The sequence below is a fragment of the Sporosarcina jiandibaonis genome (assembly GCF_013184495.1).
Lineage (GTDB): Bacteria > Bacillota > Bacilli > Bacillales_A > Planococcaceae > Sporosarcina > Sporosarcina jiandibaonis.
Genome location: NZ_JAAOIY010000002.1, coordinates 114,324 through 137,693, shown reverse-complemented (window position 1 = coordinate 137,693; position 23,370 = coordinate 114,324). Strand labels below are relative to the sequence as shown.

Annotated in this window: 26 protein-coding genes; 2 read left to right on the top strand and 24 right to left on the bottom strand. The window is 43.6% G+C overall.

Going from position 1 to position 23,370, the window contains the following annotated elements:
* Window positions 1-5: 5 nt before the first annotated feature.
* The 17 genes from G8782_RS07795 to G8782_RS07715 all read right to left on the bottom strand — a co-directional run bounded on the left by G8782_RS07795 (window position 6) and on the right by G8782_RS07715 (window position 13,670).
* Entirely contained in the window at window positions 6-260 is a 255-nt protein-coding gene (locus G8782_RS07795) for a gas vesicle protein GvpG (protein ID WP_172370389.1), read from the bottom strand.
* Complete coding sequence (locus tag G8782_RS07790; RefSeq protein ID WP_172370388.1) at window positions 260-1,027, bottom strand: GvpL/GvpF family gas vesicle protein; 768 nt, start codon at window positions 1,025-1,027, stop codon at window positions 260-262. The genes G8782_RS07795 and G8782_RS07790 overlap by 1 nt, the downstream gene beginning before the upstream one ends.
* Before the next feature lie 31 nt (window positions 1,028-1,058).
* Window positions 1,059-1,964 carry a gas vesicle protein GvpN gene (gvpN, locus tag G8782_RS07785; protein WP_172370387.1) on the bottom strand — a complete coding sequence of 302 codons (906 nt, stop codon included), beginning with the start codon at window positions 1,962-1,964 and terminating at the stop codon, window positions 1,059-1,061.
* A gap of 24 nt (window positions 1,965-1,988) precedes the next feature.
* Complete coding sequence (gene gvpO / locus G8782_RS07780) at window positions 1,989-2,255, bottom strand: gas vesicle protein GvpO (RefSeq protein ID WP_172370386.1); 267 nt, start codon at window positions 2,253-2,255, stop codon at window positions 1,989-1,991.
* A 64-nt stretch (window positions 2,256-2,319) separates the two neighbouring features.
* The gene (gvpA, locus tag G8782_RS07775) at window positions 2,320-2,580 is read right to left on the bottom strand and encodes a gas vesicle structural protein GvpA (protein ID WP_172370385.1); all 261 of its coding nucleotides are present in this window, start codon (window positions 2,578-2,580) and stop codon (window positions 2,320-2,322) included.
* Window positions 2,581-2,607: 27 nt separating this feature from the next.
* Window positions 2,608-3,057 carry a gas vesicle protein GvpQ gene (gvpQ, locus tag G8782_RS07770; RefSeq protein WP_172370384.1) on the bottom strand — a complete coding sequence of 150 codons (450 nt, stop codon included), beginning with the start codon at window positions 3,055-3,057 and terminating at the stop codon, window positions 2,608-2,610.
* Between the two features lie 32 nt (window positions 3,058-3,089).
* Window positions 3,090-3,563, bottom strand: coding sequence for a GvpT/GvpP family gas vesicle accessory protein (gvpT, locus tag G8782_RS07765; protein WP_246231610.1), 474 nt, complete (start codon window positions 3,561-3,563; stop codon window positions 3,090-3,092).
* A gap of 16 nt (window positions 3,564-3,579) precedes the next feature.
* Window positions 3,580-3,813, bottom strand: coding sequence for a gas vesicle protein GvpJ (gene gvpJ / locus G8782_RS07760; protein ID WP_172370383.1), 234 nt, complete (start codon window positions 3,811-3,813; stop codon window positions 3,580-3,582).
* A gap of 299 nt (window positions 3,814-4,112) precedes the next feature.
* Window positions 4,113-4,298: a hypothetical protein gene (locus G8782_RS07755; RefSeq protein WP_172370382.1), complete on the bottom strand. Its 186-nt coding sequence runs from the start codon at window positions 4,296-4,298 to the stop codon at window positions 4,113-4,115.
* A 152-nt stretch (window positions 4,299-4,450) separates the two neighbouring features.
* Complete coding sequence (locus G8782_RS07750) at window positions 4,451-5,791, bottom strand: (Fe-S)-binding protein (RefSeq protein WP_172370381.1); 1,341 nt, start codon at window positions 5,789-5,791, stop codon at window positions 4,451-4,453.
* A 1-nt stretch (window position 5,792) separates the two neighbouring features.
* A complete protein-coding gene (gene glcD / locus G8782_RS07745) occupies window positions 5,793-7,199 on the bottom strand; it encodes a glycolate oxidase subunit GlcD (protein ID WP_172370380.1) in 1,407 nt (468 codons plus the stop codon).
* A gap of 22 nt (window positions 7,200-7,221) precedes the next feature.
* Window positions 7,222-7,932 carry a LutC/YkgG family protein gene (locus tag G8782_RS07740; RefSeq protein ID WP_172370379.1) on the bottom strand — a complete coding sequence of 237 codons (711 nt, stop codon included), beginning with the start codon at window positions 7,930-7,932 and terminating at the stop codon, window positions 7,222-7,224.
* Window positions 7,929-9,353 (bottom strand): LutB/LldF family L-lactate oxidation iron-sulfur protein, encoded by a 1,425-nt coding sequence (locus tag G8782_RS07735; protein ID WP_172370378.1) that lies wholly within the window; start codon window positions 9,351-9,353, stop codon window positions 7,929-7,931. Before G8782_RS07735 ends, G8782_RS07740 begins: the two co-directional genes overlap by 4 nt.
* 13 nt (window positions 9,354-9,366) lie before the next feature.
* Window positions 9,367-10,086: a (Fe-S)-binding protein gene (locus G8782_RS07730; protein WP_172370377.1), complete on the bottom strand. Its 720-nt coding sequence runs from the start codon at window positions 10,084-10,086 to the stop codon at window positions 9,367-9,369.
* Window positions 10,087-10,100: 14 nt separating this feature from the next.
* Window positions 10,101-10,817 carry a FadR/GntR family transcriptional regulator gene (locus G8782_RS07725; RefSeq protein ID WP_172370376.1) on the bottom strand — a complete coding sequence of 239 codons (717 nt, stop codon included), beginning with the start codon at window positions 10,815-10,817 and terminating at the stop codon, window positions 10,101-10,103.
* Window positions 10,818-10,902: 85 nt separating this feature from the next.
* Complete coding sequence (locus G8782_RS07720) at window positions 10,903-12,489, bottom strand: L-lactate permease (protein WP_172370375.1); 1,587 nt, start codon at window positions 12,487-12,489, stop codon at window positions 10,903-10,905.
* Between the two features lie 320 nt (window positions 12,490-12,809).
* The gene (locus tag G8782_RS07715; protein ID WP_172370374.1) at window positions 12,810-13,670 is read right to left on the bottom strand and encodes a dimethylarginine dimethylaminohydrolase family protein; all 861 of its coding nucleotides are present in this window, start codon (window positions 13,668-13,670) and stop codon (window positions 12,810-12,812) included.
* A 166-nt stretch (window positions 13,671-13,836) separates the two neighbouring features.
* Between G8782_RS07715 and G8782_RS07710 the strand changes: the two genes are divergently transcribed.
* Window positions 13,837-14,571: a YqcI/YcgG family protein gene (locus tag G8782_RS07710; RefSeq protein ID WP_172370373.1), complete on the top strand. Its 735-nt coding sequence runs from the start codon at window positions 13,837-13,839 to the stop codon at window positions 14,569-14,571.
* Between the two features lie 257 nt (window positions 14,572-14,828).
* Here the strand turns inward: G8782_RS07710 and G8782_RS07705 are convergent, their stop codons facing one another.
* The 4 genes from G8782_RS07705 to G8782_RS07690 all read right to left on the bottom strand — a co-directional run bounded on the left by G8782_RS07705 (window position 14,829) and on the right by G8782_RS07690 (window position 18,319).
* On the bottom strand, window positions 14,829-15,353 hold the full coding sequence (locus G8782_RS07705) for a GrpB family protein (RefSeq protein WP_172370372.1): 525 nt from the start codon (window positions 15,351-15,353) through the stop codon (window positions 14,829-14,831).
* A gap of 57 nt (window positions 15,354-15,410) precedes the next feature.
* Complete coding sequence (gene dsdA, locus G8782_RS07700; protein ID WP_172370371.1) at window positions 15,411-16,721, bottom strand: D-serine ammonia-lyase; 1,311 nt, start codon at window positions 16,719-16,721, stop codon at window positions 15,411-15,413.
* Window positions 16,722-16,798: 77 nt separating this feature from the next.
* Entirely contained in the window at window positions 16,799-17,689 is an 891-nt protein-coding gene (locus tag G8782_RS07695) for a serine hydrolase (protein WP_172370370.1), read from the bottom strand.
* Between the two features lie 468 nt (window positions 17,690-18,157).
* Entirely contained in the window at window positions 18,158-18,319 is a 162-nt protein-coding gene (locus G8782_RS07690; protein WP_172370369.1) for a hypothetical protein, read from the bottom strand.
* Window positions 18,320-18,426: 107 nt separating this feature from the next.
* Between G8782_RS07690 and G8782_RS07685 the strand changes: the two genes are divergently transcribed.
* Complete coding sequence (locus G8782_RS07685) at window positions 18,427-20,448, top strand: metallophosphoesterase family protein (RefSeq protein WP_172370368.1); 2,022 nt, start codon at window positions 18,427-18,429, stop codon at window positions 20,446-20,448.
* A 31-nt stretch (window positions 20,449-20,479) separates the two neighbouring features.
* On the opposite strand, the gene kynA is transcribed toward G8782_RS07685, so the two are convergent.
* Genes kynA through kynU form a run of 3 tightly spaced genes read right to left on the bottom strand, consistent with a single transcriptional unit; the run spans window position 20,480 to window position 23,206 of the window.
* The gene (kynA, locus tag G8782_RS07680) at window positions 20,480-21,298 is read right to left on the bottom strand and encodes a tryptophan 2,3-dioxygenase (protein WP_172370367.1); all 819 of its coding nucleotides are present in this window, start codon (window positions 21,296-21,298) and stop codon (window positions 20,480-20,482) included.
* Entirely contained in the window at window positions 21,291-21,938 is a 648-nt protein-coding gene (gene kynB, locus G8782_RS07675; protein WP_172370366.1) for an arylformamidase, read from the bottom strand. The genes kynA and kynB overlap by 8 nt, the downstream gene beginning before the upstream one ends.
* A complete protein-coding gene (kynU, locus tag G8782_RS07670) occupies window positions 21,935-23,206 on the bottom strand; it encodes a kynureninase (protein WP_172370365.1) in 1,272 nt (423 codons plus the stop codon). Before kynU ends, kynB begins: the two co-directional genes overlap by 4 nt.
* Between the last annotated feature and the right edge of the window lie 164 nt (window positions 23,207-23,370).

The following is a 23,370-nucleotide window of genomic DNA, read 5'->3' as shown; positions in this document are numbered from 1 at the left end:
TTTCCTCATTTCTTCTTTGTCATCTCTTCCCATTGTTGCATTTCCATTCGTTTTGCCATTTCATATCGCAGGATCAACTCTTCTTCTTTTTCTTTATATGCCTCTTCTGGTATCTCCCCAAGTTCATACATCATTTGAAGCTGGATCAGTTTTTGCTGAATTGTCGGAAGATCGTAAAGCTCTTTATCAGCTTCCTCTTTCACCTTTTCACCGATTTTTATGACCAGGTTGATTGGAGCGGAAACCAGTTTATGGATCATCACGCATCCTCAACTTTTAAACGGATATTGATGAAATTATACGCGGGCCAAGGTCCGCTGTAGCTGAACTCTACCTTGTCCTTCCACTTTTCGTATGTTTCATTAATTTTTTTATCGAAATCTGCTTCTTTCCCTCGGTCTACTAAGAAGGCTGCATTAAGAAGCATTTTCTCCCCGATCGGGTCGTTGGTCTTAGATGCTTCAGCCAGCTCCGTCAATGGGCTGAAGACTTCCTGCTTTACATCCTGTTGCAGTGAAGTGATTATTTTTTGGGCAGCTCCGCCAATCTGAATTCTCTCGTAATAGCTGGCTGCTTCTGATTTCCCTTGCACGGCCTTTGCCATTTTATCGATTTTCGAATTCTCGGCGACAAGCGATTCAAGCCAATCTTTTTTGCCGATTACTTTCAGACCTAACTCCACCTTCCCCTTTATCGCAGGGAACAGTTTTTCAAACTGCGGATATAGATTTTCTAGCAGCACGCCAACGTCTTCCTTGGAGTGGAATACACTGCCGAAGCTGACAGGAATCACGGTGTCGTTCACTTTCATCACTTGCGAGACGACATTTTGGTGCATAAGTAAATTGTCTTTATTCGGATGATAGATTTTCATCGGAACCTCTGCTGCTACAATCGCTGCATCTTTATAGCGTATGATAAACAGCTCTTTGGTTTCACCTTCGATAGTAAACGTGCCGAAATCTTCGTCTGTTTCTGTCTGGATTCCGCAAAAAATATAGATGCCATTTTGCTCTTCTTGGCTCATTTATAGTTCCTCCCTTATTACTTATTACTTGTTACATGTTGATGCAGGCCTTTTTGATTAATCTCTCTGCTGCTTTGATCGGTTCATCGGATTCGATGCACCTGCTCACTTGGTGACCCAGAATGTCCAAGCACAGTCGTACGAAATCAGGATTGGATCCATCAATCTTGATTTTTTGTTCTGCCGCCAACCTCGCAATCATGATGGATGCCCGAAGACTCGGACCGGTTTCTTCTATGCATTCTTTGCGCAGCTTGGCGACCAACTTTGTAACGGCTGCAGCGTCTTTTTCATCGATGTCGGCTTTATGAGCTACGATTGCCGCCTCACGGTCATGATCTTTATGATCGATATAAATGGTGATGAGCCGGTCAAGAAGCGCATCCTGCGTTTGGTAAACCCCCGCGTATTCATCCGGATTGCTAGTGAAGATCACCGCAAAGTCGGGATGGACTCGGATAAAAGGCTCGGTTAATTTGGTGCCGTACAACGGAAGGATACCTTCCTCCAAAATGGATAGAAAGATGTTATTAGTAGTAGGCAATGAACGTGTAAACTCATCGTAAACCAGCGTGTATCCGTTCTTGACCGCCTCGAGCAATCTTCCATCCCTCCACGTCTCCGTCACGTTTTCATCCCACTTATAGACCGACCGTATATAATTGTCGACCACCTTCTTGCTCGTATAACCTGTAAAGTCGCCTATCAGGTCTTTGTTGTTCAGCTCATGGTTGCCGTGTATGAGCATGACAGGTTTCTTTCTTCTTTTAGCAAGTGCAAGAGCAAGAGATGTCTTTCCGGCTCCAGATGGGCCTGTTAAATGGATGGGATACCCGGCTTTCATGTACCGCAGCGAACGGGAAAGCAGTTCTTCCGTCTTTTCATCGCGAATGATTGTCCGTGAATTCTTGTCGATTTTGCCTTTTAAGACCGTCACTCTGTTTCCTCCTACTCCCAAGACTTACTCTTCCATATTGATGGAGCTTCTAAAACGGATATCCCGCCTTTTATAGGATGTGATTTCCTTTTCCTCATTTAGATGGACATCATAAACGCCAAGCATTTCATCCTTTGCATATCTCTTCATATATTCCTTTTCCTCAATGACTTCCACCGTGAGCTTCCAGCCATTATCATCACTTGCTTCTACGGCAGTAATTTTATGGACCGGGGCTACAAACTCATTGAAAAATCCCGTCACATTTCCGATAATCTGTTTAATTTCCATGGCAGCCTCCTGCTAAAAGCTAGCATGCCAGGGTTGCTTTAACCCTGGCGACGCCAGCGGATTTCTAGATACTAAATCGAGCATTGCCTTCATTCGATTGGAGAGCAAGACCGTCTTCTTCAGCACCGTCTTGCAGCAGCCCAACCGCCTCCGCGTATCGCAGCCATGTATCGACACTGGCAATGACCACCCTTGCTTCAACGGTCAAAATCTCAATCCCGACAACTGATACTCTTACAAATGCATCAATTACAATCCCTTTATCCAGAATTCGGTCAATAACCTCCGCTAAACTTGAACTGTCTGTACTTTTTTGAAGTGCCATTATTGCATTCTCCTTTCGTTAATCCTTTTAAGAACTAATGGTCCGGATGTCTTTAATAGTTTTAATCTTGGTGGCTCCCTTAATGTCCTTGGCCGTCTTGATCGAGCCAATTCCCTTAATGTCCGAGACACCTTTCACTTTCCGTTTATCATCACTTTTACTTGCCGAGGAGATTTTTTCCTGAATTTCTTCCCCCGCCTCGACCACTTTCCCAAGCTTATCCCGGGCAGAAAGCAGAAAATCCTGGGTTTTTTCCTTCGCTTCTCCTGCATTGTCTTCAACTTTATCGACTAACTTTTCTTTGGCATTTCCCAGTTTTTCGGTTAATTGATGTCCCTTGTCCTGGACATTCTCGACTATTTTCTCCTTCGCTTTATCAGCTGCAACTTCTTTCACTTTGTCTTTAATCGGTTCTGGTGTATGTTCAATCACCTTTTCGGCCACTTTCCCTGCAGTTTGTGCCAGTTTCTTGTCCATACCCTAGCCCCCTTCGAGTTAAAGACTTGTTATCACTTGGTAGCCACGAGATCATTCAACATTTCTTCAATCTTTTCAAGGCGATCGTTTAACTGTTTGTTTTCTTCTTTTATTTCGTTATAGCTTTGTTGGTTTTCCGGTTTTGGAACACTGTCATCGCCCTTCTTTGGGGACAGCAGCCCTTGTTCGATTTTATTCATGTACCCAGAAGCAAGATGCTTGATGCTGTTTTGCGCTTGCCCTGCTAGAAGCTCCTGAGCCGTTTTTCTGAATTCCTCGCTCGCCACTTTCACCAATTCGGATTCACTTAATTTTTTCATGGCCTTCTTGCTCGTATCCGGATTGGCAAGCAAGCCGATTCCCGCTCCAACCACACCGCCGATCAGCGCATAGTTCATGGAATAATTCGGCCCTTTCTTTTCTTGTGCCGGCTGATTATTTTCCGTTTGCTTTTGTTCTTCCTTTTCCACCACTTCATAGTTTTCATTGGATTCTTGGCTGTTCATTTTCTGTCATCCTTTCTTAATAACTTAATTGCTCTTTTTGATCCCGGCCTTCATCCTGCAAGAGGCCAACAGCCTCCGCGTATCGAAGCCATGTATCCACACTAGCGATAACCACCCGGGCTTCCACTGTAATTATTTCAATGCCGACTAGAGAGACCCTTACAAAGGCATCAATCACAATCCCTTTATCTAGGATTCTATCAATCACCTCAGCAAGGCTTGAACTATCCGTACTTTTTTGAACACTCATTATTGCTTCCTCCTATCCATTATTTCACCTGGCTGGAGTTGCGTTTTCAATTTTATAACTGGCCGTGTTATTTATATACCTGTGTTAAACTCAAATAAACTAGGGAATATTAACCAACACCCAAATACCTGTTCTTAAAAACAGGTATTAAAAAGAGCCCAATTCATATGAGAATTTGGGCTCCAAGTCTTTATTTGAATAAAAGTCAGTTAATTATACAGTTACTTCCAATCGCCAATATTACAAACAAAAACCAAAAAGTCACACCATATTGATGTGACTTTCAACTTAGTCCTATTTTAATCTTTTCGACTAGTACCATTCTGAGTACTTTCAGCAATTGGAGAATCTGCTTTTTTGAACTCATTATTGATAGGCGGTGAAGAGGCTTTTACCGGATCTCCGTAGGCTGTATCGGTAGTTGGATCTTTCTTGTTTTCGCTAGCACTCGCATTCGTGTTCGTGTTCGTGTTTTTATTCGTCATTATTGAACCTCCTAGCTAAATTTCCAAAACCATCTAGTCATCCCTTTAACTTTATAATCTCCAATAATGCGCTAATCATGCATCTAATTGCGATTATAAAATGCAACCCGTAGATCACCGAGTGTAGTGTTCACTTTTCTACCAATTATATATCATCGTTCCGACTTTTCAGCATTTTCATAGGCTTCTACCAGCAAATCAACAATATGCACCGCGTCCATTTGATCCGCCAGCCCTTCGCGTTCAATGCCGAGCTTCATTTGCAATAAACAGCCGGGGTTCGTCGTCACAATGGTTTTCGCATCGGTCTTTTTCGTTTGCTCCATTTTATAATCTAGAATCTGCATCGACATTTCAGACTCTACGATGTTATAAATACCGGCAGATCCGCAGCAACGGCCCGCGTCATGCATTTCAACAAACGTGACGCCTTCAATCGATTGCAGTAATTTACGAGGTTCTATAAATGTTTTCTGGCCGTTTTTCAAATGACAAGAATCTTGATACGTAACGATTTGGTCATCGAGTCGAAGCGGCAGCTTATCAAATTCGAGTTCGACTAATATGCTAGTGATGTCTTTGATTTTATTCGAAAAGGCTTGCGCGCGCTCGCTCCACTCGGGATCATCTTTTAACAGATGCCCGTAGTCCACTAGAAATGCACCGCATCCGCCGGCATTCGTAATGATGTAGTCGACTTCGGCCGCCTCGAACGCTTCGATATTGCGTTTGGCCATTTCTCTCGCCCGGTTTTGCTCTCCGCTATGCCCGTGCAATGCCCCGCAACAGCCTTGGGTTTTCGGAACGACGATTTCGCATCCTGCATATTGCAATAGTTTCGTCGTGGAATCATTCGTGGACATGAAAACCGTATCCATTAAACAACCTGAGAAAAAGGCGACGTTTTTCTTCCGTTCCCGAAGCGGTGCAAAATGACGTTGTCTTTGTTTCATTTCCTTTTTCTTAGGAACTTCGGGCAACACTTTTTCCATCGTGCGCATCGTTTCAGGGAATAGGTTCATGATACCGACTGATCTCGTGATTTTTTGAAGGCCCGATCGCTGGTAAAATCCGAGCAAACCGACTGCACCGATCATTCGGTTGTGATACGGAAATAGATTATTAAAGAAAATACTTCGCATCGCTTTTTCAGGTAGTGATTGATTGTTAGTTTGATAGATTGCATCCCGTGCTTGTTCGAGTAAATGACCAAATTTCACACCTGATGGACAAACAGGTTCGCATGCTCTGCATCCCAAGCATAAATCGATGGAGCGTTTGACGTCTTCATCAGGTTCGATAAGTCCATCCACGACGCCTTTCATCAATGCAATTCTTCCGCGCGGGGAATTGATCTCTTTCTTGCCGGATTCGATATAGGTCGGACAACTCGGCAAGCAAAAGCCGCAGCGCGTGCAATTCATCAGTTCGTTGTAATCCATTTTCTCTTTAAAGCTCACTTGAATCCGCGCTTTTTCCTCCGTGCTCATCATCTCAAATCACCACCCGATTGCGTTCGGACTCCGAGAAGATTTTGCCCGGGTTCATGATATGGTTCGGGTCGATCGCCTTTTTGATGCCTTGCAGCACTTCAACCCCGGCCTCCCCTATTTTCAAATGCAAATAAGGTAATTTCATCGCGCCGACACCATGTTCCCCGGTAATCGTTCCGCCGAGTTCGATCGCTTTATGAAAGATTTCTTCAAATGCTTTTTCCACGAGAGCCATTTCTTCTTCATTACGCGCATCCGTCAAGCAGGTCGGGTGAAGATTTCCATCCCCCGCATGCCCGAATGTGCAAATGGTGAGCTGATACTTTTTGGCGATTACTTCGATTTCACGCACCATTTCCGCGATTTTGGAGCGAGGCACTGTCGCGTCTTCTAGGATTGTCGTCGGCTTCACTCTTGAAAGCGCGGATAAAGCCGTTCGTCTCGCGCTTGTTAATGCATCGGCTTCCGCTTCCGTTTTCGCCACTTGCACATCGACGGCATTGGTCAATCTGCAGATTTCTTCGATTTTCGCCAAGTCCCGCTCGACTACTTCCGGCGGTCCATCTTGCTCGATCAGCAACACCGCTCCGACATCTTTAGGGAGCCCGATTTGCGCAAAATCTTCAACGACCCTTACAGTTTGCTGGTCTAAAAACTCGAGAGTTGCCGGAATAATACGGTTAGCGATGATTGCCGAAACGGCTTCTGCTGACGTTTCTAAGTCATCAAATAGCGCAAGCATCGTTTTCTTCGTTTCCGGCTTGGGAATTAATTTCAACGTCGCAGCCGTCACGACACCGAGCGTCCCCTCCGCCCCGACAAATAATCTCGTCAAATCATAACCAGCCACGTCTTTCGCCAACTTGCCGCCTGTATGAATGATTTCACCATTCGGTAATACGATTTCGAGCCCCATGACATAATCTCTCGTCACGCCGTATTTCAACCCGCGCAACCCGCCTGCATTCTCGCTAATATTTCCGCCTATTGTTGAAATATGCATTGATCCTGGATCTGGCGGATAAAACAATCCTTTTTCTTCAGCCGCTGCGATGATATGGGAAGTGATAACGCCCGGCTGGACAGTCATCGTTAAATTCTCTTCATCTATTTCTATAATTCCATCCATATGTTTAAATAGAAGAACAACGCCGCCTTGCAATGGAGTCGTGCCTGCGCTTAAATTCGTGCCGGATCCTCTTGGAACGATCGGTATTTTATGTTCGTTGCATAGTTTGACGACCGCGGCGACTTCATGCGCATTTCTAGGTGAAACGATGCAATGAGGCATCGCCTGAAAACCCGGCGTCGCGTCGTACGAGTAAGCAAGTAACGACGCCTGATTGTCCTCGACATTATCTTTTCCGACAAATTGTTCAAACTGTGATTTTATAGCTTCAGAGATCATTCGCATTCTCCTACTTTCAAATCTATTTATCGTCAACCACAATATAAGTAGCTTCTATCGGCCCGTGTACACCGACAATGAGGTTCATTTCAATATCCGCACTGTTGCTTGGTCCTGATATAAAACTAACACATGACGAAACTTCACGCCCTCTTTTATTTGCTTCATGAATTTGTTTCACTGCTTGCGTCATCCGCGGAACGAGCGTGCTTTTCGGGATGATAACTACGTGAACTCTCGGGAGCAAACTGATCGAACGGCCGTTATCTTTGTCGTTGAACAAGGTGATCGTGCCGGATTCCGCAAGCGTGATTTCGCTAAACGTAATACCGATGTCCGCTTGTTCAGCGAAAACTTGGTTTTCCGTGCCGATAGCCGAATCCCAAAGACGAACATCGACGCCTTCCTGTTTAAGGTCGTCAAAAATAACTTCCAATCCGTATTCTTTATTCCGGCGGTCATTCGCCGCGAGCACTTTATTTCCGTCATGCCCTTTTATCGCCGATTTGAGCATTTCCGATAATCCATCGAAGTTCGTCCGTTTGAAGTTCGTATGAATGACTTTGCATTGCTGCTCCAAAACATCGACTAATTCGTCTTGCGACAATCCGTCATAGACCTCCCACTGCGGACTGAGACTCCATTTTGGACGCTCTACTCCCGTTTTTCTACGGGGTCTTCCGAGTGTATTAGCCAAGTTATCTAAAAAACTTTCACGGTTTTGAATGGTCATTTCGACTTCTCTCCTTTTTGACGTTCCTTGAACCACGAACGAAACGTTTGTTGACTAGGAGCAGGAAAATCGCGCTGTGCTGTCCAATTTTTTAACGGACCCGGACCATTTGTAATGTTTTCGTCTTTCGTCCACGGTTTTAATGCCGTGCGCGCCAGCTTGGAACTTAATTTATAAGCAGCTGGATGGGTTGACCACTTCACAAATCCATTCATCGCAATTTTTTCAGCTGTCGGCGCCATATTTTTTTCCACCATGATTTCACGATGACGAATTAATTGCTCATGGAGCGGAATTTTCACAGGGCAGACATCTGTACAAGCAGCGCACAACGTTGAAGCATGCGGAAGCTCTTTATGATTTTCGTAGCCGTCCAGTAAAGGCGTCAAAACCGCGCCAATCGGACCCGGATATATCGAACCGTACGCATGGCCGCCAATATGACGGTATACCGGGCAAACGTTAATGCATGCCGCACAACGGATGCAGTGTAGCGCTGATTGGAATTCAGTCCCTAAAATTTCAGACCTGCCATTATCGACGATGACTAAATGGAACTCCTCTGGTCCGTCGATTTCCCCTGCCAAACGCGTTCCAGTGATTCCAGTTATATAACTTGTTAACTTTTGACCGACAGCGGATCTTGTCAGCAAACTAACTAAAACATCTAGTTCTTCCCATGTAGGCACGATCCGTTCCAGACCCATGACCGAAATTTGCGTATCAGGCAATGTCGTTGCAAGACGCGCGTTTCCTTCATTCGTCACGAAAGTCACCGCACCTGATTCGGCTACTGCAAAGTTGCATCCCGTAATCCCGATATCTGCCGTCAAAAAGTCTTTCCTTAATTCTTCACGTGCAAATAAACCAAGTTCTTCAGGCGTGTTCGATTTGTCATAGCCTCTTTTATTGGCGAAGGTTTCTTTTATTTGGTCTCTATTCAAATGTAGCGCCGGCGTCACAATATGGGACGGTACATCGCCGTCTAATTGTAAAATCCATTCGCCCAAGTCCGTTTCAATGACTTCCGATCCGGCTTCTTCTAACGCTTTGTTTAAGCCGATTTCTTCGGTCACCATCGATTTGGACTTCACGACTTTTTTGCCGTTTTTCCTTTTTACGACTTCTTTAATATATTCATTGGCTTCATCCGCAGTTGCAGCAAAAAATACATGCCCGCCGCGTTTTGAAACATTGTCACTCAATTGTTGCAAGTAATAATCAATGTTTTCCAACGTATGCGACCGTATTTCTTCGCCTAAGGACCGCCAATCTTCCCAGTTTCCTAATTCTTCTGTCGCCACGCCTCTTCGACCTCTGAAACGACCTTGAGCAGAAGCAACTGAATTCAACATAAAGTCATTTTCGATTCCTTCTTGAACTCGAGTTTCAAATGAAGGATCGCCGATACGAATACCCATCTAAATCACTCCTTCACTTAACGGTATTTAATATTTCAGCAAGATGAACGACTTTCACGTAGCTTCCTTCTCTAGACAGCCGCCCACCGATATTTAACAAACAAGCCATGTCTCCGCCGACCAAATACTCCGCTTCTGTTTCAACGACATGATCCGCTTTTTCCTGAACCATTTGCCCTGAAATGACGGAGTTTTTAACAGCAAACGTCCCGCCGAATCCGCAGCAATCCTCGCCATGCGGCAGTTCTACGAAATCTACGCCTTCCACATTTTGCAACAGTTGCACAGGCGCTGCCTTCACCCCTAAAATTCGGGTCATATGACAAGATGGGTGATACGTCACTTTTCCTTTGAATGTGGAACCGACATCGACAATTCCCAAAACATCGACTAGAAACTGCGAAAGCTCGAACGTTTTTGCGGCCAGTTTTTTTGCTTCTTCTTCCCATTCGGGATCCCCGCGAAAAATTGCCTCGTAACCTCGCAACATCGCTACGCAAGAACCAGACGGACCGACAACATATTCCGATTCGCGGAAAACCTTCATCATATGCTTCATCGTCGCTTTCGTGTTTTCCAAATACCCGCTGTTGTAAGCCGGTTGACCGCAACAAGTTTGCGTATCAGGAAAATCGACCTCGCACCCGAACCTTTCCAAAATTTCCACAGTGTCTTTCCCGACATTCGATGTCATAATATCCGCCATGCATGTTATAAACAAAGAGACTTTCATCTCGATCACCTCTACTATTCTCTAAATTTCATATACTTTTCCAATGACCTTTCGACATTCGTTAAATGCTCCAACATTGATTGGTAAGCCTTTTCCGGCTCTCTCGCTTTGATGGCGTCATAGATTTTTTGGTGTTCATGAATCAATGAAACCGTTTTTTTCTCCGAATAAATCAACACTTCCCGCGTCTCTCTCAACACACTGACCATCACTTCAGAAACCGACCGCATCAAATGAATGAGAATGTCATTATGCGTTGCGTTCGCAATCGCCATGTGAAAGTGCATATCGGCGTCCTCGCCAATTTCACCATTTTTTTGAGCATGCTTCATCTCTTCAATCGCGTCTTTAAGCGGGATTAAGTCTTCTTCTTTATGATGGAGTGCAGCCGATCTTGCCGCTCCCACTTCAAGAATTTTACGTACTTCATACAATTCTTTGATGTCTTCCATCTTCATTAGCAACCCTGCATTAACGGGCAAGGCAAAGTTCGAAGCATCGAATTGCGTGATATAAGTCCCTTCGCCTTGCCGCATGACGACTAATCCCATCGCGCGCAAACCGCTCAGCGCTTCTCTTACCGCAGAACGGCTCACATCAAAACTTTTTGCCAATTGCTCTACTGAATCTATTTTATCGCCAGGTTTTAACTCACCGTTTTTTATCATGTCAATCAGTGCATCCGCAACTTCTTCATAAATCTTCTTTATTTGAATACGTCTATTTCCCATTATTTTTTTCTCTCCCAATCAAGCTTTATTCCTACTTCAAACTTTACTGGATAGAAGGGCGTATTGGAAGAGTTGGTTGTCTTCATTACAGCAGCGAAAGAATGACAAACCCGCCAACTCCCGCCAATAAACAATAAAGTAAAGAAGGGATTATCGTTTTCCGGATAATATCGCCTTCTTTTCCTGACAATCCAACAACAGCCGAAGCGGCAACAACGTTATGGACACAGATCATATTACCCGCCGCAGCCCCGATAATTTGACCCGCCAATATAACTTCCGTGCTAAGCCCGGTTTGCTGAGCGATACTAAACTGGACCGGTGAAAAAGTCAGCGTGGACACGGTTGCACTTCCTGTAATGAACGCCCCCAATGCACCAAGGAATGGCGCTACAAACACCCATACAGGACCGAAAGCACCCGCTAGCGCTTCCGCAATATATTGAGGCATGCTGATTAGATCTTTCACGTTCATCCCCGAATTCGTAAAAACTTGCACTAAAGCGAGCGTGAATAGCAACGCAAAACTTGCGCTCTTAATGGAAATCAATGATTCTTTGCTCGCCTTTGTAAAGTTGCTAAATGATTTTCTTTGTATGAATACCGCTAAAATTGCAGCTAAAATGAGAATCGTCCCCGGAGAATATAAAACTTCCCATCCCGATGTCACGCCTTCAACTCCAAGAACATTGCTCCATGTGAAATCTACCGCAGAAAGAGCAAAATCCTTAACTGCCGGAACAATGCGCGTGAGCAGCAATAACCCGACGACAACGAGGTACGGAGACCATGCTGTCAGCAACCCCATCTTCGATTTTTCTGTCCTTAATTCAAAACCGTCGCGAAGAGCATCTTTCCACTCTATTTTCGGCATGAGAAACCCTGCTTTTGCGGTTCCTGCCGCAAGAACTAAACCAGTTAGCGATGCTAGAATCGAGACAAACTCAGGTCCGAAAAGCGTTGCATATAGAAACGCGGAAGACGTATATCCAATTCCGACAAGTAACGCCCATGGAAGTAACGCGAAAGCATCTGTCAAACCTTTCTTTTTACCGAAAAACACCGTTAAAATGACAATGAGCGTGAATGGGATAAAAGTTCCCGCGAAAAAGTCCAGCATCGTTATTTTCTGAGCCACTTCATGATAGAGAACCAAGTCAGCTCCAGGGAGATTACTCAACCCTACAACGACCGGCGTACCAACTGCTCCGAACGGGACAGCCGAACTATCCGCGATCAAAGCTAAAACGGCTGCCGCCATCGGATTAAACCCTAACGCAAACATCAATGGACCAACTACTGCGGCCGGCGTTCCGAATCCCGCAGCCCCTTCTATCAATGCGCCAAATAAAAATCCGACAATCACGACTTGCACGCGCATATCGCCTGAAATGCTTTGGAACCCTTGGTTAATCCGTGCCACCGCGCCTATATTTGTTAGCGTGTTTAGTAATACTACCGCCCCGAATAATATTAATAGAATCGTTAACGCCTTATGTCCTCCCTGCAAGATTGACGCTAAAACAATTTCGCCTTTCATTCCCCAAACTGTCAGTCCTAAAATAATTACAATAATTGAACTAAAAAACATTCCCTTTAACGCTGACATTCTTAAGATTACTAGAAAAAATAATGGCGCAATAATTGCTGTTAGTGCTACAAGTAATAACAAATTATTTCCTCCTCCTTTGACGTTGTCTCCTTTTATAAAGTCTTATCATAAGGTCATCTGATGACTTGGTTGGAAATATAGTATCTGTCTGCGATATAAATTTTGGTGCGTGTTCTATGTAATCGTTTTCACAGTGAATTTAGTATACCGTAGATTTCATGATGTGACAAAGTTATTTTTATTATGTTGTTTTCATTCACATTGAATTTTCTAAAATCTATGACCAGAAATCATGTTAACAATCAAGTTATTAAATGGCAAGTCTTTTTTTATTCCGGGCAAGAAAAAACCCCACTTTCCAGTGAGGTTTTACTTCCAATCTATTCTCTTTCAACCGGCATCGAGCAACATCTGAAAGAGCCGCCCGACTTGATAATTTCCGAAAAGTCGACTTCGATGACGTTGAATCCGAAGTCTCTCATTTTTCTATTCACATCAGTATTTTGAGGCAAGCTGAACACTTTTTTGTCTCCGATTGAAAGGACATTCGTCCCCAGGGTAAATTGTTCTTCTTCGGATACTTCGATGAGCGTGTACCTGCTCGCCAGCATCTGAACCGTTTCATCGTCCAATGCTTTCGGAAAAATAAGCGCGACTCTTGGCGAAAGAATATTAAATACACAGTCCAAGTGCAAATAACTTTCATTAAATCGAATTGGAATGACTTCATGTTCCGGGAGCTTTTTTGATAATTCGTGGACGGCATCCATGCTCGTCCGGCTGCTAATGCCGACAAAGACAGTGTGACGGTCGATAATGACGTCGCCGCCTTCTATTTTATTCGTCCGAAGCTTATTATATAAAGTGTTCGTCGATTGCAACCATCTTTCAAGCGTTTTTTCTTCACCTTCGCGAATATCCCTTCCCATTTCAGCGATGAAAATATCATCGCCTAACGTAAAGCCAATATCGCGGGTGAATACTTGTTCTGGAAATTGCTCTGACGCTGGTAATCTAATGACTTCCACATCATGCTCTTCCAATTTGTCTAGGAATGCCTCATGTTGTTTTTTAGCAATGTTTTTATTTATGTTTTCATTTTTATAGTGTGCTTGAACTTCATTAATCACTTCTTGAATTTCCATATATTTCGGCTCGCAAACGATCACTCGCTGCAACGTATCGTATTCACTTCGACAACCTGTGGAAGTGTTCTGTTCAGCTTCTTTTGGAAGTTTCATTTTGAATATCCTCCGGTAAATTTATTTGATCCAGTAGTAGGGATTCCCTATTTACCGTATTTCAAACACTTTCGAATCTAAATCGTTTCATTTCCGCTTAGATGGGTACTTATAAATTAGCAGTGAATATAATTGAGTAGAACATCTATTGGGACGGAGGAACATTATGATTATGACAGGCAAGGATTTACTTGAAAAAAAGGACTTCGAAACAAGAGATGATTTACCCGAATGGCTTATCAATGAATATAAAACATTTCATAAAATCGTGACCGATAAAACGTTTCCTTGCTATTTTGGAATGGCAGGAGAATTGGGCGGCGAATTGCGCTACGGCTACGTGACGCAAGATGATTGGTCTAATTTACCGAATATCTTAAAATCATTTTTATCACTTTTTGATAACCCCAAACATAAAAGGCATGGATTATTCGTTTTTGTCGAGCCGTTTGAGGTTGAAGGATCTATCGAAGACTACCGGAAACAATTTTGGGACATCTTGCAGTATTTGCATGACGTCGATGAAGTCGAATGGCCAGCAGAAAGTCCGCGCGACCCGGACCATTATCTATGGGATTTCCGGTTTCACGGCGAGCCGATATTCGCATTCGGCAATGCCCCGGCTTACAAACAACGAAAGACCCGGCACCTGGGAAATTCCATGGTCATCGGTTTCCAACCGCGAAAGATTTTCGAAGGATTAAAAGGAACAGAAAAAGGCGGAATCATGTCGAGGGAAAAGGTTCGTAAACGCGTCGAGGTGTGGGATCAGTTGCCGAAACACCCGGACATCAGCCACTTCGGAGATCCCACGCATAATGAATGGAAACAGTTTTTTATCGGAGATGATAGTGAACCGATTGTTGGAAAATGTCCATTTTTGCATAAGGAAATGAAGTGAACGCCGCCTGGATGGGCGGCTTTTTTGTTGTTGGCGGTTTGCTTGCAGTTAGGGGCAGTTTCTTTACACTCCGGCGGGTTTTGCTTGCACTTGAACGCAGTTTCCTTGCACTAGTATGACATTTGCTTGCACTCAGAGGAATTCTCTTGCAAGTTGGGACCTTCCACCTATGAACATTCCTGACTTAAAATCGGTTTCCTCGCTATTTTCTAATAAAAAAAGGCTAAAACCGTTGATTGGTTTTAACCTTGTTGGCGTCAATCATTTAAGACTCTTAAGATAAAGCTTTCCTTATAATTCGTGTAATCATCCATATTCCCAGTTTCATTCTGAATAAAATTCGCTTTTAACTCCTCATATTCTTTTCTTAATTCCACTGACGAATTTAGTTTGTCACGGAATAAAATCAAGTCATTCCACTTTGCACCTTGATAATCTACCATATGAATAATATGAGTTTTGATGTCGAAGGTCTCATTGTTATCGAATTTAGCCAAAACGATTTCATCTTCTAGCACGACACGAAGCCGATAAAAACTGATCTCCTGCATACTTTTAAAGAGCTGGGAAGGAACATTATTTATATCTTCTACACCTACAGCAATATCAATCATTGGTTTTGCTTTAATTCCCGTGATTGAGGTGCTGCCGATATGTTCAATGCGGTTGATGTCTATCCCGATAGCTTCATGAATTTCTTTTTGGACGGTTAAGAATTCTTCTTTCCAACCATTTTGCGGTTGTACTAATTTAATTTCCCCTCTTTTTAAACCTAAAATCACTTTGCCAACTCCCCATTCCCTGTCTTTTATTGTCGATTTCCCAGGAAATTTGCCAGTTTACTTTCCGCCCATTTCATAATAAAGATCCATTTCAGATTGAGGCACCATGCCGCCGCCTGTTGCCCAAACGATATGCGTGGCATTCTGTGAATTTGACTCATTTATATTTCTCTGGATCGTATTTACAGGTCCTATCATTCCTGCCAGCGCGGAGGGTTCGAGTCGAATGCCTTCCGAATCGACCAGTAGTTTTAATAGTTTAAATAGTTCTTCATCTTGAATGGTGTAAATTCCGGATAATAACGGTTCCATCGTTTTTCCCGCATGGTGTGAAGGCCTGCCTACCGCAAGACCATCTGCCGCGGTCAGATTGTTAAGACCGAATTCTTGTACGGACACTTTTTCGTGCAGCCCTGTCATCATGCCTAATAATACAGACGGCGAGTGCGTGGGTTCCGCGAAAAAACAATGCACATTGTCACCAAATATGAGTTTCAATCCGAATGCAACACCGCCCGGGCTTCCGCCGACTCCGCAAGGCAAGTAAACAAATAGCGGGTTCTCCTCATCGACTATCGTTCCGCGTTCTTTCAATTGCGCTGCAATCCGTTCGCCCGCAACTGCATAGCCGAAAAATAAATCATAAGAGTTTTCATCATCGATAAAATAACAGGACGGATCCGATTCGGCTTCCCGACGCCCTTCGTTTATCGCTACACTGAAATCATAAGGATATTCGATGACAATGACGCCTTTTTCCCGTAGAAGATCCTTCTTCCACTGTTTTGCATCTGCCGACATATGAACCGTAACGTTAAAACCGAGTTTCGCACTCATAATTCCAATGCTTAGTCCGAGATTTCCCGTTGATCCGACAGCAATTTTATATTTTGAAAATAAATTTTTGAATTCCGGCCCCGCCATTTTCGCGTAGTCATCTTCTTTAGTAAGCAGTCCGTGTTCTATCGCAAGCGTTTCTGCATGCTTGAGCACTTCGTAAATTCCGCCGCGCGATTTGATGGAACCCGAAATCGGCATTGCGTTATCTTGTTTTAACAGCAGTTCGCCCGGAACCTGAACCGCGTAATTTTGTTCGAGTTCTTTTTTCATGTTTGGTATGGCGGTCAGCGGTGATTCAAGAATCCCATTCGATACTTGGGTTTCAGGAAAAACGAGTTGAATATAAGGCGCGAAACGTTTTAATCGATCGGAAGCGTCTTTCACATCCTCCGCTGTCACGTTCACCTTAGTAAGACCTGTTTTCGTTGTTTCTATCAAGGGATTCACCCAGAAGACTTCTTCTTGATTCATAATGTTTCCGATTAGTGGCAACTTTTCTGCCCACATATTTGTGTCTACTTGACTCATTTAGGTCTCGCTCCCTTTTCAGAATGATCTATAACTAGTATACCATCCCGGGCTGTTTGCAATCTCGTCCTAACGTTTTATTGATTCAAAACAAATTGTTCAATGAGCTCTTCAGTCAGTTGAAATTTAGGATTTGTCTTATCGCTTCCATCTGCATCAACACCCATAACAACCGAAATAATGCGCCGCCCGTCAAAAACGCCTGTACTCGCGAAACAAGGTCCAGCCATCTCTGTATAACCAGTTTTCAAGCCATCAATTTCCCCTACAGCCATAGGCATGCCCGGCAACATTGAATTCGTGCTCCAAAGCTGATTGCCAGCGGTTGTTGTGAAGTTTGTTATTTTCGTGAAATCAAGCACTTCTGGATGCTTGTCAATTAATTTCTGAGCGATTACTGAAACGTCTTTCGCAGAAGAAAGATTCGTTTCGTCTTGACTTTTTCCTACATAATCACCATCCAAGCCGCTCGCGTTATAAAAAGTTGTTTTCTTGAGCTTAAAAGCCTTTGCTTGTTCATTCATAAGATCGACAAAAGCATCTTCAGATCCACTCACCATTTCAGCAAGCGCAATTGCCGCGTCATTTGCAGAAGTTACAGTCATCGCAGTGAAAAGTTCTTTCACAGTATATGTACGATCATTTGACATGCCTAGTTTAACAACAGCCGATTCGCTGGTCATCTCGCGAACATACTCACTCGGACTGTATTCACTGTCCCAAGATAACGAACCGCTCTTAACAGAATTCAGCACAAGGTATTGCGTCATCATTTTAGACATACTCGCGATAGGCAGCGATTCAGTACTATTTTCTTCATACAAAACCTTTCCCGTATCCGCTTCAATTAAGATCATTGCCTTCGCATCCACATCAAAGTCGTGTGCTTCAGTCGTTGAGTTATTATTTTTAAATGCAAATGTAAAGCCGATAATTAGTATGAGGACGATAAATAAAAACCTTTTCATGTTTAACACGCCTTTTCATTTATTCGTTATTTCTATCATAGCCCATGAAACTGAAGAATCCCTAATTGAAATCATTAAGTATTTCTTAAGATTCGCTAATTATTATAGGACGAATTTTAGAACCCCAATAAGACAAGACGCCTGAGAAACTTCCCCCCTATAGTGAACTTAGTTGATTGGAGTGGAAGGCGGCGACTCCAGCGGGAATAGAGTGCAAAGATGGAAAGAGAAAATTCACTCTTTCCTTATCAACCGAAAGCCCCGCAGGAAGAGCCGTCACGAAGAACGGCTTTTGCGACCGAAAAGCGAAGCGTTTGGGAGCACGGTTTTAGCGACGAGGAGATTGAGGTGATGCCCGCGGAACGCGTCCGCCTGGAATGGAAATCAACGATTCGGGTAAAAAACAAGTACCTGAATAATGGACTTTTCAGGTACCCGATAGTGTTATAATTATTGAACAGCCTTTAGCTATTTCATGAAAAACCAAACAAAAATTAAAATTACCCCAAACGCCACCCATAACAAAGATAACATTTTCTCGCGTTTCCTCTTATCTTCCATCCCTCTAGTAAAATAGCGAACAATTAATTCAACCACAATCGCAATAACAATAATCAATAACCAATTCACGTCAATTCCCCCTATTAATAACCTATTTTAGCATATCCCAATGCACACACCACCGTCATCCAACACGAATACAATACTGTAATGATCTAATGATGGTGGTGTATTCGATGGAATTACAAACAATTCTAGCTGGGCCAACATTAAGGAGAGTAGATACGAATTCAGTCGCGATTTGGATTGCGACCAGTCGATCCTTCGATATTGATGCGGCAATTTTCAAGATTAATGAGAAGCTTTCATTGCCCGTACGAACAGCCACGACTTCAATTCGTGCAGGGGAAAACCTATACATTCACCTCGTTGAAATTTATGGTTTTTTTCCTATGGACACCTTACTCGGCTATGATTTATATTTTCATGACGAAGAAGATTCCTACGATCTGACGAGCCTCGGTTTAATTTCCGACAATGAAGAGCAGTCCATAACCTATGATGACATCCCTTACCCATCCTTTTTTATTCCCGCGAACACCACTTCGAACTTCCTTTATGCATCTTGTCGAAAGTTTCACGGAAAGGGTGGTGATTCACTTGTAGCCGGGGATAAAATGCTTTGGAACGCGCCCAGAAACTTAAAAAAACGACCGAGTTCGCTATTTTTACTAGGCGATCAAATCTATGCAGATGATGTGGCAGAACCACTTTTCTCGGTTATTCAATCGGTCGTGGAACGTCTGGCATTTGAAAAAGAAGATTTAACGCAATTAGAACCTCGCCTGGCTGACCATCCTTTCAATCAATTACTCCAGAAAGTGAACGGTCGCCAATTCGGCATGGAACAATTTTGCCAATTCACATCGGCAAGCATGAGCAATCATTTAATGACTTTTGGGGAATATGCCGTGATGTATCTCTTATCATGGGGGCCGAGTTTATGGGAAACGGCTTATATTCCCACATTCGAAGAAGTCGTGGAAAAGGGAAATTATCATTTCATTTTCCCGAATGACGACACTGAAATTGCTAAATGCAAGAAAAGATATAATCAGCAAACGGAAGACCTTCTCCAAACCATCGGAAATCTGCACCAGGTTCGCAGACTACTAGCGAACGTGCCCACGTATATGATTTTCGATGACCATGATATAACGGATGATTGGAATTTATCTTATCAATGGAAGGAAAACGTTTCGCGTTCAGCTTTAGGTAAACACGTTATTGCCAACGGTTTATGTGCATATTGGGCTTTTCAAGGCTGGGGCAATGAACCGCTACGGTTCGAGGAGGCGTTCCTACAGTCGATGGAAGATCATTTAGACAGGTTCGTTGCCGGCACACCCGCCTATGAAGAATGGCTCGAACGGCTTTGGCCATTTACTCATTGGCACTTTGTCGCTCCGACTAGTCCTGCAGCATTATTTCTCAACACGCGAACGATGCGTTCTTTTGATGAAGCTCCGCAACCCGTGAAAGTCGGTTGGATGTTCAAAGAAAATATTCAAGCACCGAGATTGATTGGGCCTGAAGGATGGAGGTCGATAGCAAAATCACTTTCTTATTCCGATTGGAAGAAGAAAGATCCTTTAATCATTATTTCGCCAACACCTTTATACGGCATGGGGCTAATTGAATCCGCGCTTCACTCCTATGTCTATCCGCTTCGGGCCATCGGAATTCCTGTTCATGAAATGCTCGATTTTGAGGTATGGAAATATAACGGCAAGGGGTTCAGCGATTTTATCAGATATATTTTTAAGTGGCAGCCTTCCCAGTGCATCATACTATCTGGAGATGTCCATTACGCTTCCGCCGTAAAGTCACGTGTCGAATCCAAGAACGGGGCGGAGACGGATATCGTCCAATTCACGAGCAGTCCTTCAAATAACATGAGTTTTACCGGCGTTTGGGGATTCCTGATGAAGACTGCGATATGGTGGAATGCGCAGAAACGAAAAGGGAAGACAATTCAACGTCATTGCGATGATTCGTTCACCATTTTAAATGAAGGCTGTAATGGGGACAGTTGTCCTGAATGGCAAGAAGAACTCAGTTACTTGCCGACACGTAAAGGAACGATTGTCGAGACGAGAAACAATATTGGCCTTTTATCTATCGAAAAGGGAGCGATTGAAAATTCATTACTTCAGATAAAAGGCGAACAACTAAAGGAAATCCAATATAAAAGTTAAACTCCGCCGTGTGATCGGCGGAGTTTCGCTCTTATAAATTTGTCCGTACATTCCATAGTTCCGGAAAAAACTGATGATCGAGGACCGATTTCAAGTAACTTACACCCGCTGAACCGCCAGTCCCTTTTTTAAACCCAATAATCCGTTCGACCGTTTTCATATGACGGAAACGCCATTGTTGATGGCTATCCTCAATATCAACCAACTTCTCGGCGAGTTGATATAAATCCCAATGAGCCTCTACATTTTTGTATACCTCCAACCAGGCGTCCGCGACAGATTGATCTCCCTTATATGTGATGGAGATATCTCGGTCCAGCAATGCCGGACTGATCGAAAATCCAGCTTTCGCTAGAGCCCGAATCGATACATCGTAAATACTCGGAGCTTTAAAGGCCGCTTCAAGTTCCCCGGCAAGTTCAGGGTCTTTCTCATAGATTTTCAAAATATGCGGTTGCTTATAACCGAGCGCGAACTCGATAAGCCTATTTTGATATGATTGGAAACCTGATGCGCGGCCCAAGCTGTCGCGAAACTCCATGTATTCTGCCGGCGTCAAGGTTGCTAAAACATCCCAAGCTTGAATGATTTGAGTTTGAATGCGAGAAACCCGTGCCAACATTTTAAACGCTTCCTGCAATTCATCCTTTTCGATCGATTCAATAGCAGAATTAATTTCATGTAAAATGAGTTTCATCCAAAGCTCGCTCACTTGATGAATGACGATAAAAAGCATTTCATCATGGTGCCCTGAAAGGCGCGTTTGGCTAGACAACACTTTGTCGAGATTCAAATATTCACCGTATGTCATCTGTTCTTTGAAATCTGTATATATGCCTTTGTCATCCATCTTTTCTCTCTCCTCCTATTGAACGTAGAACTGCGCGAACTGGACTACCATCAGCTCCTGTTAAAGGGAGTGGCAACGCAATTAATTCGTAATCGCCTAGCTCGACAGTCTCGAGGACGATATTTTCTAAAATCATCACGCCGTTATTGTTTAGCGAATGATGCGCTTCCAGCGATTTACTCGTTTCCGGGTCGACGGACGGCGTATCCACGCCGATGAGACGAACTCCGCGCTCTTTTAATAAAGGGCCAATATCCGCCCGTAAATAGGTGAAGACTTCCGGAAAAACACTCGGATCTGGATGACTTCCCGTTTTGAATAAAATCCGCTCCGCACCGCCGAAATCGATATTCTCCAATTCTTCCCGACCGATGCTTTCATATCTTGAAACATCAATGACTCGCGCCTGGCCGATATACAAATCAATTGGCAAATCATGCACTTTCAATCCGTCGTCGTCAAAATGAAAGGGCGCGTCAATATGCGTTCCCATATGCGTGCTTGTCGTCATTTTTCCGATATTCACGGAACCCGTGTCCGCCTTATTAAACGCAACTTCGTACGAAAAAGGCGTATCCCCTGGCCATTCTGCCATTCCGTTTTGAAGCGGTTGGGATATATCAATCCATTTCTTCGTCATGCAACAACGCCCCTTTTGTTCTCGAATTTCTCATAGCGTTTTTCATCCATGATATTTTTCAGTTTCTGTACAGTATGCCAAACATCTTCGAATGAATTATAAAGTGCCACAGGCGCAAGTCTTACTCCATTTGGTGCGCGGAAATCTGGAATAACCCCATCTTCTTTTAATGCACTGCAAATTCGTGCCGCTTCTTTATGTTCGAGCAAAATATGGCCGCCGCGCGTTTCATCAACCGGACTTCCGATTATAAACCCTTGCCCGTCAAGTTCTTTGCGAATTAATTCCAATAGGTAGCTTGTCAATTGAAGCGATTTTTCACGGACCTGCTTGATGCCGACTTCTTCAAATAGTTTGAGCGCTCCGATAACAGGAGCTAAACTTAGGACATGCGGTGTGCCGATTTGATAAGCTCCCGCATCCGAGGCCGGATCCATCTCGTGGTCCATATCAAATTGCGATTCTTTTTTGGACCCGAACCATCCGGCTAGACCTGGTGCGTTCTCGAAGTTTTTTTCGTGAACGAACAATCCGCCAACGGAACCAGGGCCGCCGTTCAAATGTTTATACGTGCACCAAAATGCAAAATCTACACCCCAATCATGGAGTGAATGTTCAATTGCACCGGCTGAATGGCATAAATCGAAACCGATTGGAATTCCTTTTTCGTTCGCTGCAGCCGATAGCCGTTTCATATCAAGTATTTGCCCGCTTCGATATAGAATTGACGGCAGGACGATTAACGCAATGTCATCCGTCATCGCTTCTATAATATCGTCTTCCGCTAAAAATCGACCATCCCGACTTTTCACGCGTACAAGATGTTCAACCTGGTCATATCCTTTTAACGACAACTGACTTTTCAATGCGTATATATCTGAAGGGAAATTCAGTTCGTCTGCGAGGATTTTGGTTTTATTCCCCGAAGGTTTGTAAAAGGTTGCGGCGAGTTGATGCAAGTTCGTCGTTGTCGATCCCGTCGCAATCACTTCGTTTTTCATGCCCCCGACAAGCGGAGCCATTTTTTCTCCGACCGATTCTGATAAGTAGAACCACGGATTATCGCCTTCTGTCCAACCATCAATGCCAAGTGTTTTCCACGAATCAAGCAAGTCCAGCAACGTTTTTTCTGCTCTTTTCGATAAAAGACCTAATGAATTTCCGTCCATATAAATTGTGTTTTCCCGTAAATAAAAATCTTCTCTGTAGCTAGCCAAGTCGTCGTTCTTATCGAGATTACGTGCATAGTCAAGTGATGTCGGATTCAATTTATATACCCCCGTTTAAGTTTGCTATCTAATTTAAATTATATCATTAATGAGATTGTCGGTGGAATTCGCTTTTTAGCACAAAATAAAAAATACAGACAGAAGTGTATATATACCACTTCCACCTGCATTGATTAACTAGAATACCCACTCACATGATTTTT